We start from the raw sequence: 12,679 nt of genomic DNA on the forward strand, positions 1-12,679 counted from the left end.
GGTAAGCAGAGTTTTTGAAATGTAAGGCCTTTGAATAAGACAAAAGGCTGCCTCATCGCTAACTTTGCAACAGTGCCTCCTGAACAGCCTGCGCTGCGCTTTGTGGCTTGTGTTCTGTTTATTCCGTCATGCCGTGGTCCTGCCTGCCGCTTTCGGCGGTGTCTGCCTGCTCGCCTGGTTTGTTTTCGGCCATCCGGTCAGTGACCTTAACGACCAGTTGCAGAAGGAGGCAAAGGCATGGCGCACCGCGCCGCCCGGGCACTACATGTGGGAGGAATGCCCGGTGCCTGATAATGCGATTCCACCTGAGGCAAAGCCGGCAGCCTGCACCGTCACTGCCGTCTCCACAGAAACCGCGGCGAACAATTACCTGCTGTCATTGCGGGCCGTATGGATCATTTTTTTCATTCTGTCGAATGTCCTGTATGTGCTCTGGCGCTTACTGGCGGATGCCCTGCGTTATCACTCTCAGCCCTGCAGGGAAGCCGGCTCAGCAAAGGGGACGTATATCCGCAGGGCCGACGGTAAAATCATAAAGGAGGCAGACGATGAGTAACCGTTACGTCATTGAAGCTCTGCTGCGTCCGGCCGTTGAGCTGAATACCGCCGTGGTATCGGGCATGGCGGCGTATGTCTGTGTGCAGGCACCCTGGGCTGTCGCCCTGGCTCCGTCTGTCAGCTATGTCACGGCAGCCGGGTTTGCGGCGCTGGCCGTCACCCGCACGCATCAGGGAATGAAGATTATTCGTTACCGCCGGAATCTCCGCCGCCTGCCGCGCTATGTCATGAGCACTAAACAGATCCCCGTCAGTCATCGTCGCCTGTTTCTCGGCCGGGGGTTCCGCTGGACCCAGAAACACACCCAGCGCCTGCAGGATACGCTGCGCCCGGAAGTGGCCCGTTACCTGCAGCCAAACCGCTTTTACCTGGGGGCGCGTCAGCTCGAAATGATGACAGAGCACCGTCTGCCCTGGCTGGGTAAGCTGCTGAGTGCTGATACGCCGCTGAACCCGGTGCGGCCGTTACCACCGGTGGGCGGAAACCCGGCGCTGCACGGCATCGAGCCCGACGAAAAAGACGTCACTCTGGCTCTGGGGGAGCGCGTTGGCCATACGGTGGTGTACGGCACCACGCGCGTCGGGAAGACCCGGCTGGCAGAGCTGCTGGTCACCCAGGATATCCGGCGGGGTGAAGTCACCATCGTGTTTGATCCGAAAGGCGACGCAGACCTGATGAAACGCGTCTGGGCAGAGGCCCACCGGGCCGGACGCGGGGATGAGCTGTATATCTTTCATCTCGGCTGGCCTGAAATTTCAGCCCGTTATAATGCCGTCGGGCGTTTTGGTCGCGTGTCAGAGGTGGCGTCCCGCGTGGCCGGTCAGCTGTCGGGTGAGGGGAACAGTGCGGCATTCCGCGAATTTGCCTGGCGGTTCGTCAACATCATCGCCCGTGCGCTGGTCGCCCTGGGTGAGCGCCCTGACTACACGCTGATTATGCGCTACGTGAACAATATCGCCGATCTCTATATCCGCTATGCGGAAAAAATCATCCAGGCGCAGCTGCCGGCCCTGCAGACGCAGATTGAGAATAATCAGCAGGTGCTGGGAGAGGACGACGTGCCCCGTAACATGCAGGGGCAGCCGGATGCGTTACGTATCTGGGCCATTGAGGTTGCGCTGAGTTCAGAAGAGGGTAAAAAACTCTATGATCCCATCCTTGACGGGCTGCGTTCAGCGGTACGTTATGACCGTACTTACTTTGACAAAATCGTGGCATCGCTGCTGCCGCTGCTGGAAAAACTGACCACCGGCAAGACCGCCGAGCTGCTGTCGCCGGATTATCAGGATATTGACGACACGCGGCCGATTTTTGACTGGGAACAGATCATCCGTAAAAAAGCCGTGGTGTATGTGGGGCTCGATGCGCTCAGTGACAGTGAAGTGGCGAGCGCGGTCGGTAACTCCATGTTCGCCGATCTGGTGAGTGTGGCCGGGCACATTTATAAACACGGTATCAATGCGGGCCTGCCGGGCGGGAAAGAAGGGAAGTCCCTGATTAACCTGCACTGCGATGAGTTTAACGAGCTGATGGGGGATGAGTTTATTCCTCTCATCAACAAAGGGGGCGGTGCCGGCATGCAGGTGACGGCCTATACCCAGACGTCTTCTGATATTGAGGCACGCATCGGGAATGCGGCCAAGGCGGCCCAGGTACAGGGTAACTTTAACAACCTGATTATGCTGCGCGTCAGGGAGAACCGCACCGCCGAACTGCTGACCACGCAGCTGCCGCAGGTGGAGATTTACACCAAAACGCTGGTCTCCGGGCACCAGGACACGGCCGATGTCAATGCAGACCAGGACTTCACCTCAAGCACCCAGGACCGCGTCGGGACGGTAAAAGTCCCGCTACTGGAGCCGGCCGATATCGTGACGCTGCCAAAAGGGCAGGCGTTTGCCCTGCTGGAAGGCGGGCAACTGTGGAAAATCCGCATGCCGCTGCCTGCCGGGGATGCTGATGATGTGCTGATGCCGGAAAGTATTGAGAAAATCGCGGAGGAGATGCGGCGCAGCTATCACAGCGGCGAATCCTGGTGGCGGGATGGTCCGGCCCTGAACGTGCCGGTCACAGGAGGGGCGAATGGCTGAGGTAAAGCGTCCCCCACAGCAGCAGACGCTGCCGGAACGCAAGCACGGCATTCTGTATAACCTGCTCTGGGGCTGGCCATGGGCCCTGGTGGGCGTGGTGCTGTCCTCGCTGCTGCTGAGCCTGCTGATTGAATATATCGGCATCGCCTTCTTCTGGCCGGAAGCCGGGGCGGCGCACAGTGAAGCGGTCATGAACACCGAGCTGGGATGGCTGTCCACGGAGTTCACCCGGAGCCTGCTGTTGTCTGAGCCATCGGTGACGGTTGTGCGCTGGGTTAGCACCGCGTATCAGTGGGCCTTTGTGGACAGTGGCTTCCTTGACTGGGTCCGGCAGCAGTATGCACACCAGATGCACAGTGACAATGCCGTCACCCGGGAAATCAACAGCTGGAGCGGCTGGCTTGCCGGCTACCTGCGTGAATACCTGCTGGCCACGGTATGGATCAGCATTATCACCCTGGTACGCGTCACCATCCTGGTGCTGTCCGTGCCGTTGTTTGTGCTGGTCGTGGTGGTGGCGCTGGTTGAGGGGCTGGGGCGGCGTGATCTGCGGCGATACGGCGCGGGGTATGAAAGTTCGTTTGTCTATCATCATGCCAAGAAGCTGGTCAAACCGGCCGCTGTGGTGCCCGCCATGCTGTACCTTTCCTGGCCCACGGCAGTCTACCCCAATCTGCTGTTGTTGCCGGCGGCTGTTCTGCTGGGGATCGCCGTAACGGTGACCACTGCGTCGTTCAAGAAGTATCTTTAAATCAGGGCTGGACGGAGGCGTGCAAAACTTGTTTTGCGCGCCTGCCGTCAGCAGACAAGCCATGAAACGACCGTTACTGGCGCGTCAGTGTCAGTTATAAAATACCGTCAGTTCTGTCACTTTAAAGCTGTCTGGCTTGTTGGTTATGCTGTCGTAGGGGGCCTGTAGCTTCCATTGCTGACCCGGCTCCAGATTTTCAGCCATCGCTGCCGTATTTCCTATTACTGCCCCATTCTGAAGCAAGTTGAATTTGACAATTACAGTCTTCACAGGCCCACCTGACACGTTTGTTCCCGTGCCTTCAATTTGCTGCAAACCATTTGCTGCTGTGGCGAAATGCAGGTCTGAAAGTTGGACTTTGCCAGTACCGTCGGCCGCAAGAACAGGGCCGGTAATCAGTGCAGTGATTAACGTGGCCTTCAGAACAGTCTTCATCATTTTCATTTTCCCTCTGTTTACCGTTGAGTTTTCTTAATATCACAATGAACCTTTATTTACAGCTAAACCTGCCACCGGCACTGACCTGCAATTAATTTTGAAATTCCTGTTTAGGGTTTATCGCTGACCCGACGCTCCCTCTTCCGCATCCTGTCCGCACCCCTTAATCCTTCTGGAGGTGCGTATGAACTCAAATCGTCCGGCCATGCGGCGCAACAGTCGTGTCCCGGGCATCACTGGCCTGGTATTGCTGACCTTTCTGGCATCAGCTGCTGCACAGGCATCCGAGAAAGACGAGCTTGCGTCTGTTCAGCGTCAGCTGGACCAGGTTCAGGCGTCGCTTGAACGGGCCCGCGTGGCGGCTGCACAGGCCGACCCGGCTGACCGTGGCCGCTTTTTCTTTGATTACCGTCAGGCCACATCCGATCTCAACACCATCCGCAGCGGCATTGACCGCTATCTGGAGCCCTCCCGCGCGCAACCGCGTGACCCGTCTTTCGTGGCCGGTAATTACCGGCGGGAGCGGCCCTGATGCCCATGACATCCGAACAAACGAACGCGTTTAAAGCCGGCTCCGGCAGCCTTGATGTGAACATCCTTCATCTGCTCTGCATCGGGGCACTGCTGGCATTTCTTTTTTTATGGGCCGCGTGGGCGCTGTCGGATGTCTGGACCGGCTGGAGTAACACCAAAGTGCGGGATGTAGCCCTGGGGCGTTTTGCCGTCCGCACCGTGCTGCTGTTGCTTGTGTGTATCTGGATGTTTGCCAGTTAACCCGATTATGAACGTTAAGTCAGGAGATGAATTCCATGCACCATTCTGAGTCTGTTGTTGCCCGCCTGCGCCGTCTCGCCAGTCGTACGCTGACCCGCGCCGGTACGCTTGCCCTCCTGGGCTGGCTCACCTGCAAACCGGCCTTTGCGGATTTGCCAAGCGTTGAAGCGCCTGAGTCCGGAGGCGGAAGCGGGCTGTCCGGACAAATCAAGGGCTACCTGCAGGACGGCATTGTTATCGGGGGGCTGGTCGTGGCGGCCGTTGCCTTTATCAACGTTGCCATTGCCGCCCTGCACACCTTCACCGAAGTCCGCAATGAGAAAGCCACCTGGACCAAATTCGGGGCCATTGTGGTGGTGGGTGTGGTGCTGCTGGTTGCCGTTATCTGGCTGCTCGGCAAGTCTGCCGACATTCTGTTGTAGGAGCCTGCGACGATGCAGACCATTCGTTTTTTACCTGACCGTCTCAACAGTGAGCCCGTGGTGTTTCGCGGGTTTACCACCCATGAGATGGGGCTGGCTGCCCTTGCCGGCGCGGGTGCGGGTCTGCTCCTGTCACTGCCGTTTATCCCGCTTGCCGGCTGGGTTGTCGTTCCCACCGGCCTGCTGGTCATGCCGCTGCTGCTCGTCTGGTTCGGCGGCCGCTGGATGGCCAGGCTCAAGCGCGGTAAGCCCGAGAACTGGCTCTGGCAGCGACTGGAGACGAAAAAACGCCGGCTGGGGATGGGCAATCCGAAACTGATTGTGGATGCCCGGGGCTGGTCAGTGAAACGTAACAGGAGAGCTTCATGAGCCGTTTTCGCCATGCGGTAAAAGACCGCGACCAGCATATTCAGACGCTGCGCATCGCCTGCGCCGTGCTTGCCTTTTTCCTTTTATTCACCTGTGCCGGCTGGATGCTGGCGCCCAGCAAGCTGACCGTGCATAACCCGCCGGATTTACGTACCGGCAGCACGCGGCCCTGGTGGGAAGTGCCGCCCCCGACGGTCTACTCCTTTGCGTTTTACATTTTTCAGCAGCTCAATGCCTGGCCGAAAAATGGCGAGGTGGACTATTCCGCCAAAATCAATGCGCTGTCGCCGTATCTGACGCCGTCCTGTCAGGATTTCCTGAAAGCGGATGCAAAGAAACGCGGTGACGCCGGGGAGCTCACCGACCGCGTGCGCGTGGTTTATGAAGTGCCCGGCCGCGGTTACCAGTCACAGAGCGTGACCGTACAGGATCGCGATCACTGGATTGCCCGCCTGGACGTGGTGGCCGATGAATATTTCCATGCCGAGCCGGTCAAACGTGCCCTGGTGCGTTACCCGCTGAAAGTGGTGCGCTGGGAAGGTGATGCGGAGCGCAACCCGTTCGGTCTGGCGCTGGACTGTTATGCCGGTGTGCCCCAGCGTCTGGAGGCGGCACCGCCTGCACCTAAACCGGAGAAGTCAGGAGTGTTTCAGTGATGAGTAAAAACCCCCACTACCGCGCCGGGCTGATGGCGCTGTCCTTCGTCGTGCTGCCCCTGGCGATGCTGGTATCACGTCCTGCCGGCGCAGATGAGCTGATGAAATGGGAGCGTATTCCGCTGCAGATCCCCCTGAAGGTGGGGCAGGAGCGGGTGGTCTTTGTGGACAAAAACGTCCGCGTTGGTTTTCCGCCGGCGCTTAACGGTAAACTCCGTGTGCAGAGCACCGGCGGGGCCGTCTACCTGAAAGCCGACAGCGCCTTTCCGCAGACGCGGGTGCAGTTGCAGGATGTGGAAAGCGGCGAGGTTCTGCTGTTTGATATCGCTGCCGGTGAAAAAGGGCCGACTGAGCCGGTCCGGCTGGTCTACAGCGGTGATGTCAGCACGCTGAGTCACGCCGGCGATGCGGCCGGTCAGCCAGGTGGTGCAGACCGGGCTGCTTCCGGATCAGGCTCATCTGCTCCCACCGGCAGCGATGACGGCACCCAGGCCAGGCGTAAAAAAATCCGCTACAGCGCCCCCATCCCGGTGCTGCTGACCCGCTATGCCGCTCAAAGCCTTTATGCTCCGGCACGTACGGTCGAGGCGGTCCCGGGTATTCATCCGGTCAACCCGCATCTGCCCCGACGCGTCAGCACGCTGTATCCCTCTGAACCATTAACGGTCACGCCGCTGGCTGGCTGGGGCGTGGCAAACCGCAGCGTGGTGGCACTCAGGCTCACGAACACCGGCAGCCGTAAAGTCGTTCTGGATCCGCGTGCGCTGCAGGGACAATTTGTGTCCGCCACCTTCCAGCACCGCTGGGTCGGTCCGGCCGGCACGCCGGAAGACACCACCACGGTGTATGTGGTGACCGCCGGTCGTCCGGAGAGCGCATTTATTGCTGAGCCGTCTGCGCTGCGTAAAGCGGCCCGTGCGGTAAAACAGGAGGACCGCCATGCAGATTAAATCTAATGCCCTGGTGAAGTTTATCGTGCCGGCCGTGGTGATTGCCGGGCTGGCCGTGGGGCTCAAAAGCTGCAAAAACGAACCGGCAGAACAATCTCAGGCAAAACAAAGCGGCGGCCCCCTGCATAATCTCTCGCCGGATGAACTGAAGGCGCTGGGGGTGGAAGGCGACACGCCGGAGGACACCCTGCGCACGCTCATCGGCCGGCTGAACGATGTGCGTGACCGCCAGAAAACGCTGGATAAGCAGAACGCGGATTTGGTGAAAGAAAACGAGCGGTTGCGCCGACGCAATCAGGACGTTTCAGGACAAGTGAATGAGGCTGTTAATGGCCTGCGCGAGCAGTACGACAAGCGGCAGGCTCAGCTTCAGAACGAACAACTGAGCCTGACGGCGAAAATCCAGGAGCTGACTGACAAACTCAAAAAGCCTGACAGCGAGAAAAAAACGGCGGACAGCGATATCCCGCTGGGGCTGGGACTGGACGGCATGGGCAGCAGCACCGGGGGGAGCGCTTCTCAGGGCAGCGACGGCATGATGTGGGTCGCGCCGACGGACCAGAAAGAGACGGATCCGCGGGATGCGGCCAGCGGCAAAGCCTCACCTCAGTTCCCGACCTCTTTTCTGGGGGAAAATGAGCTGACCCGCCAGAAAGCCGCTTATGAGGAGAAAGTGAAGGGACGGACGAATGAAAAAGGGGCGGAAGAGAGCGCCGAGCCGGTTTACACGCTGCCGGAAAATTCCACGCTGGTCGGCAGCCGCGCCATGACGGCACTGCTTGGCCGGGTGCCCATCAACGGCACTGTGACCGATCCTTATCCGTTCAAGGTGCTTATCGGTAAGGATAACCTGACGGCGAACGGCATCGAGCTGCCGGACGTCGAAGGGGCGATTGTTTCCGGGACGGCCAGCGGTGACTGGACGCTGTCCTGCGTACGCGGGCAGGTTAACAGCGTCACCTTTGTCTTTTCCGACGGTACGGTGCGCACCCTCCCCAGACCAGACACCAGTAACAACGCCGGCGGGCAGAATAATAACGCTCAGGCTAAACAGGATACCGGCACCAGTGGCGGTATCGGCTGGATTTCGGATGAAAACGGGATCCCGTGCATTGGCGGCGAACGTAAGTCCAATGCCTCCACCTACCTGCCCACCATCTTTGGCCTGTCGGCTGCCGGTGCGGCGGGTGAAGCGATGAGTCAGGGGCAGTACACGACGCAGAACAACGTGAATGGCATTTCCGCCACCATGACCGGCGACGCCGGACAGGCGGCGCTGGGGAAAGCCATTTCCGGCGGTATGTCTGAAACCACCGACTGGATCAAACAGCGTTACGGGATGACGTTTGATGCCATTTATGTGCCGCCCGGTGCCCGTCTTGCCGTGCATATCACCCGTCAGCTGGCCATTGATTATGAAGACAAGGGCCGTAAGGTGCGCTACGACTTCACCCTGCCGGGTGGCGTCAGTGACAACGGCGGACTGGACTGAGTACACGGCCATGGCGGGACAGATAACGTTTTTCCCTCTTTCATCCGTGTGCTGGACGTTCAGCGACGGGGCAGGCTGGCATATTGACGTGATCCCTACGTCTTCTGCGGTTCTGTTGCTGCGACCCGTAGCGCTGTTGCCTGCCGGCGCACCTTTACTGCGCTGGCGCGATGGCCAGCTTTTACTGGATATCGGCAGGTTCTCCCTGCCGCTCAGTGCCCGGGAGTGTGCCGTTTCGTGGCGCAGCCCGAAAATCTCGCGCCGGCTTTACTGCCCGCGTATGACATTACGGGAGCTGGGGCACCTGCTGAATGTCAGTGCGTTCGTTTTTATCTGCGGCGGTTACGATCCGGCCGCCTCACAAAGGAGATACCGGTAATGTACAGAACGGTTTTCATTCTGGCCCTGAGCTGTGTAATGCTCAGCGGCTGCTCAACCTCCAAAGAGGAAATGCTGCCGGCGGGCGATAACACCATGCTTGAACTGTGGAACGGGGCGGACGGTGGCGGCAGTACTTCCCGCCAGTCTGCGGCGGCCCGCGACACGCTGCGACGGCCGCTGACGGGCAGCGAAACGCAGGCGGACGCGCAGGCCGACCGCAGCTACAGCCGTACTCAGGAAAGCGAAATCACCCAGCAGTTTCCCCGGCTGCCCAACCCCGACATGGTGATGTACCTGTATCCCCACCTGGCAGACGGTAATACGCCGGTGCCGGGTTACAGCACCGTGTTCCCGTTCTACAGCCAGACGCAGTATGCCATGCCTGGCGAACGCACGGAGGCCCTGTAATGCTTTCACTGTTTACGCGTAATAAATCCACCGACCGGCAGACGCCGGTTGATGACGGCCAGTCAGTTCAGGCAGATGAGACCCTGAACGCGGCCGTGAAGGGCCGGCAACCCCTGAAGCGCCCCGGGAAAATGACGCGCCAGGATGAGGAGAAGGTTTATCACGCCAATCCGTCCATCATTGACTTTTTGCCCTGGGCAGAATTTCTCGATGAAGAGCAGTGTCTCCTGCTTGATGACGGCGTGTCGGTGGGGGCCGTTTATGATGTGACACCGGTGGCGACCGAAGGGCGAACCGAAGAGCGCCTGGAGCAGATCCGGGACTCGGTTGAGGATGCACTTCAGGACAGCTTTGATGAACATGACGTGAATCCCTGGGTCGTGCAGTTCTTCTGCCAGGACGAGGACGACACTGACGCGTACCTGGACAGGCTGCGCGGGTATGTCAAACCACATGCACAGCGCACGGCGTTTACCGACGCCTGGCTGGGTGAAATGGAGCGCCATATTCGCAGTATCTCCCGGCCTGAGGGACTTTTTACTGACTCGCTGATTACCGGCCAGCCGTGGCGCGGGCAGCAGCGCCGCACCCGGATGGTTGTTTATCGCTGGCTTGGGAAAAGCCGGGATCCGATGCCGCCGGTGGCGATGCTCAACCAGGTGTGCGACCGGGTCGTTAATGCCCTGGGCGGGGCGGGGATCCGCTGCACCCGGCAGAACGGCCTGCAGGTGCATGGCTGGCTGCTGCGGCTGTTCAATCCATCACCGGACTGGGTGGAGAAAACCACGCTCTATCGGCAGGCTGCTTACGCAGACCCGCGCGAGACACCTGAAGGCACCGTGCCGGTCAGCAATGATTTTGCCGAAACCCTGTGGTTCACGCCGCCGGTCTCCGACCCAGAAAACGGCGTGTGGTGGATTGACAACAAGCCGCACTGCGCGGTGGCGGTGGAAAAACTGCGCACACCGCCGGAGCCGGGCACCCTGACCGGCGAGAAAAGCCGGGGTGAAAAGAAAATTAATGCCCTGATGGATATGTTTCCGGAAGGGACCATGGTGTGCATGACCGTGGTGGTGCAGCCCCAGGACCGGCTTGAAGAGCAGTTTAACCGGCTGTCGAAAAATGCGGTCGGTGAGAATACCGAGTCGGGCCGCGTCCGCCAGGATGTGAAGACGGTCAAAGAGTATCTGGGCAACCGGCACAAGCTGTACCGGGCGGGGATCACCTTCCTGTTGCGCGGCGATGACATGACCAGCCTGAAGCGCAAGCGGCTGGAGCTGTCCACCGTATTGCTCGGGGCCGGTCTGCAGCCGGTACGGCCGGAGTTTGAAGAAGGTCCGCTGAACAGCTGGCTGCGGGCGCTGCCGATGTGCTTTAACCCGGACAGCGACAAAAAACACTGGTATACCCGTCTGACCTGGGTTCAGCACCTGGCCGGTCTTCTGCCGGTAACCGGGCGGGAAACCGGCACGGGGCACTCCGGCTTCAGCTTTTTCAACCGCGGCGGGGATACCCTGACATTCGATCCGCTCAACAAGCTCGACCGCACCCAGAACGCGCATCTGCTGTTGTTCGGCCCGACCGGGGCGGGCAAGTCGGCCACGCTGTGTGCCGCGCTCTCCCAGCTGATGGCCGTCCATCGTCCGCGGCTGTTTATTGCGGAGGCCGGGAACTCGTTCGGCCTGCTGGCCGACTTCTTTGACAGCCTCGGGCTGACGGTGAATAAAATCAGCGTCAAACCCGGGAGCGGCGTCAGCCTGCCGCCGTTTGCTGATGCTCACAAACTGGTGGAAGAAGGCCTGGCCGCCCAGGCCGTGGATGAGAGCGACCTGCCGGATATCGACACGGACGACGATGGCGAGGATGACAAGCGTGACGTTCTCGGTGAAATGGAAATCTCCGCGCGCATGATGATCACCGGCGGCGACCCGAAAGAAGAGGCTGACCTGAAGCGTGCCGACAGGGCGATGATACGTGAGGCGCTGCTGATGGCGGCACATGCCACGTATAAGGAAGGGCGGCAGATGCTGCCGTCTGACCTGCAGAAGGCGCTGTACGACATTGCCTCTGACAACGATGAGGGCGTCATCAATGTCCGCAATGCCCAGCGCAAGGCGAAAGCGGCGGAAATGGCGGAATCCCTGGGCATGTTCACTCAGGCCGGGAGCTTTGAAGCGGAGCTGTTCAACCGCGAAGGGGAGCTGTGGCCGGAAGCTGACGTGACGCTGGTCGACCTGGGGCATCTGGCGCGTGAGGGCTACGAGGCGCAGATGGCCCTGACCATGGTCTCGATGACCAACATGATTAACAACATCGCGGAGCGTGACCAGTTCCTGGGCCGGGATATTGTCTTCACGGTGGATGAGGCGCATATCGTGACGGTCAACCCGCTGCTGTCGCCGTATATGACCAAGGTGGTCAAGATGTGGCGTAAGCTCGGTGCCTGGCTGTGGCTGGCCACCCAGAACCTTAAGGACTACCCGGATATTGCCGAAAAAATGCTGAACATGGCGGAATGGTGGATTTGTCTGACCATGCCCCCGGAGGAGGTCAAAGATATCAGCCGTTTCCGCGCGCTCACGCCGGAGCAGGAATCGGTGCTGCTTTCCGCCAGTAAACTGTCGGGTTGTTATACGGAAGGCGTGGTGCTGGCGAAACGGATCGAAGCGCTGTTTCGTGCCGTGCCGCCCAGTCTATTCCTGGCACTGGGCATGACGGAAAAAGAAGAGAAAGCCGAACGCCGGGCGCTGATGAATGAATTTCACTGCAGCGAACTCGAGGCGGCAAAACGCGTCGCGCAGAATCTGGACCGTCTGCGCGGTCTGACGGAGAAACAACAGGAGCCTGCCACGGTATGATGACACTGAAGTACCCTGAACCCGCCATCCATGAGCACAGTGGCGGTGCGCTTTTCACCCTGTCGCCTCAGGGGGAGCCCGGCGTGCTCCCGGCGACACATCAGCATCTGGTGAGGCTGCGGGCAATGCTCAGACAGCGCCTGACCGGGCCGGTCAAAATGACCTGTCACCCGCACCGGGTGGGACTCAGCAGCAGCGTGGCCATCTATCTTGAGGGAAAGCTGAAGCAGGCGGTGAATATTCTTATCACCGTGACGGGACAGACGAGCTGGCCGCAGGAAGAGGAGTATGCGCATCCGCGCTGGTATATCACGGTGCCGGATTCGGCTGATCTGGTGTATCTGATGCTGTGGATCAACGGGCTTGACGTATAACTACAGACTTGCCTTCACCAGGGGCATGATTACAAAAAGAAAATAACAATATTGCATACCGGCCCCCAGGGCCGGTTTTTTTGGGTGATGCTGCCAACTTACTGATTTAGTGTATGATGGTGTTTTTGAGGTGCTCCAGTGGCTTCTGTTTCTATCAG

The 12,679-nt window shown here is 59.6% G+C and carries 15 protein-coding genes; 14 read left to right on the top strand and 1 reads right to left on the bottom strand.

Annotated elements, in window-relative coordinates:
* Positions 1–64: 64 nt before the first annotated feature.
* From NA389_RS21575 to NA389_RS21585, 3 genes are read left to right on the top strand one after another with little or no spacing between them, the layout of a single operon-like run.
* Complete coding sequence (locus NA389_RS21575) at positions 65–556, top strand: hypothetical protein (protein WP_438795989.1); 492 nt, start codon at positions 65–67, stop codon at positions 554–556.
* Positions 549–2,648 (top strand): type IV conjugative transfer system coupling protein TraD, encoded by a 2,100-nt coding sequence (gene traD / locus NA389_RS21580; protein WP_055386971.1) that lies wholly within the window; start codon positions 549–551, stop codon positions 2,646–2,648. The genes NA389_RS21575 and traD overlap by 8 nt, the downstream gene beginning before the upstream one ends.
* Positions 2,641–3,399: a TIGR03747 family integrating conjugative element membrane protein gene (locus NA389_RS21585; RefSeq protein ID WP_006785966.1), complete on the top strand. Its 759-nt coding sequence runs from the start codon at positions 2,641–2,643 to the stop codon at positions 3,397–3,399. The genes traD and NA389_RS21585 overlap by 8 nt, the downstream gene beginning before the upstream one ends.
* 90 nt (positions 3,400–3,489) lie before the next feature.
* Here the strand turns inward: NA389_RS21585 and NA389_RS21590 are convergent, their stop codons facing one another.
* Positions 3,490–3,837 (bottom strand): FxLYD domain-containing protein, encoded by a 348-nt coding sequence (locus NA389_RS21590; RefSeq protein WP_088244035.1) that lies wholly within the window; start codon positions 3,835–3,837, stop codon positions 3,490–3,492.
* Positions 3,838–4,021: 184 nt separating this feature from the next.
* Here NA389_RS21590 and NA389_RS21595 point away from each other — a divergent pair, with 184 nt between their 5' ends.
* The 11 genes from NA389_RS21595 to NA389_RS21645 are packed head-to-tail and all read left to right on the top strand — an operon-like array spanning position 4,022 to position 12,521.
* Positions 4,022–4,369, top strand: a complete 348-nt coding sequence (locus tag NA389_RS21595; RefSeq protein ID WP_055386970.1) for an RAQPRD family integrative conjugative element protein — start codon at positions 4,022–4,024, stop codon at positions 4,367–4,369.
* Positions 4,369–4,611, top strand: coding sequence for a TIGR03758 family integrating conjugative element protein (locus tag NA389_RS21600; RefSeq protein ID WP_055386969.1), 243 nt, complete (start codon positions 4,369–4,371; stop codon positions 4,609–4,611). The genes NA389_RS21595 and NA389_RS21600 overlap by 1 nt, the downstream gene beginning before the upstream one ends.
* Before the next feature lie 35 nt (positions 4,612–4,646).
* Complete coding sequence (locus tag NA389_RS21605; protein ID WP_006785968.1) at positions 4,647–5,033, top strand: TIGR03745 family integrating conjugative element membrane protein; 387 nt, start codon at positions 4,647–4,649, stop codon at positions 5,031–5,033.
* Between the two features lie 12 nt (positions 5,034–5,045).
* Positions 5,046–5,402 (top strand): TIGR03750 family conjugal transfer protein, encoded by a 357-nt coding sequence (locus NA389_RS21610; protein ID WP_004115534.1) that lies wholly within the window; start codon positions 5,046–5,048, stop codon positions 5,400–5,402.
* Positions 5,399–6,058, top strand: coding sequence for a PFL_4703 family integrating conjugative element protein (locus tag NA389_RS21615; protein ID WP_004115533.1), 660 nt, complete (start codon positions 5,399–5,401; stop codon positions 6,056–6,058). The genes NA389_RS21610 and NA389_RS21615 overlap by 4 nt, the downstream gene beginning before the upstream one ends.
* Positions 6,058–7,008, top strand: coding sequence for a TIGR03749 family integrating conjugative element protein (locus tag NA389_RS21620; protein ID WP_088244036.1), 951 nt, complete (start codon positions 6,058–6,060; stop codon positions 7,006–7,008). Before NA389_RS21615 ends, NA389_RS21620 begins: the two co-directional genes overlap by 1 nt.
* On the top strand, positions 6,998–8,500 hold the full coding sequence (locus tag NA389_RS21625) for a TIGR03752 family integrating conjugative element protein (RefSeq protein WP_088244037.1): 1,503 nt from the start codon (positions 6,998–7,000) through the stop codon (positions 8,498–8,500). The genes NA389_RS21620 and NA389_RS21625 overlap by 11 nt, the downstream gene beginning before the upstream one ends.
* A 10-nt stretch (positions 8,501–8,510) precedes the next feature.
* Complete coding sequence (locus NA389_RS21630) at positions 8,511–8,879, top strand: hypothetical protein (RefSeq protein ID WP_088244038.1); 369 nt, start codon at positions 8,511–8,513, stop codon at positions 8,877–8,879.
* The gene (locus NA389_RS21635) at positions 8,879–9,289 is read left to right on the top strand and encodes a TIGR03751 family conjugal transfer lipoprotein (protein ID WP_006785978.1); all 411 of its coding nucleotides are present in this window, start codon (positions 8,879–8,881) and stop codon (positions 9,287–9,289) included. Before NA389_RS21630 ends, NA389_RS21635 begins: the two co-directional genes overlap by 1 nt.
* A complete protein-coding gene (locus NA389_RS21640) occupies positions 9,289–12,147 on the top strand; it encodes a conjugative transfer ATPase (protein ID WP_088244039.1) in 2,859 nt (952 codons plus the stop codon). Before NA389_RS21635 ends, NA389_RS21640 begins: the two co-directional genes overlap by 1 nt.
* Positions 12,144–12,521 carry a hypothetical protein gene (locus tag NA389_RS21645; RefSeq protein WP_004115528.1) on the top strand — a complete coding sequence of 126 codons (378 nt, stop codon included), beginning with the start codon at positions 12,144–12,146 and terminating at the stop codon, positions 12,519–12,521. The genes NA389_RS21640 and NA389_RS21645 overlap by 4 nt, the downstream gene beginning before the upstream one ends.
* Positions 12,522–12,679: the final 158 nt, after the last annotated feature.

Origin of the sequence: Salmonella sp. NW645 (genome assembly GCF_051703725.1) — a bacterium.
GTDB lineage: Bacteria > Pseudomonadota > Gammaproteobacteria > Enterobacterales > Enterobacteriaceae > Salmonella > Salmonella enterica.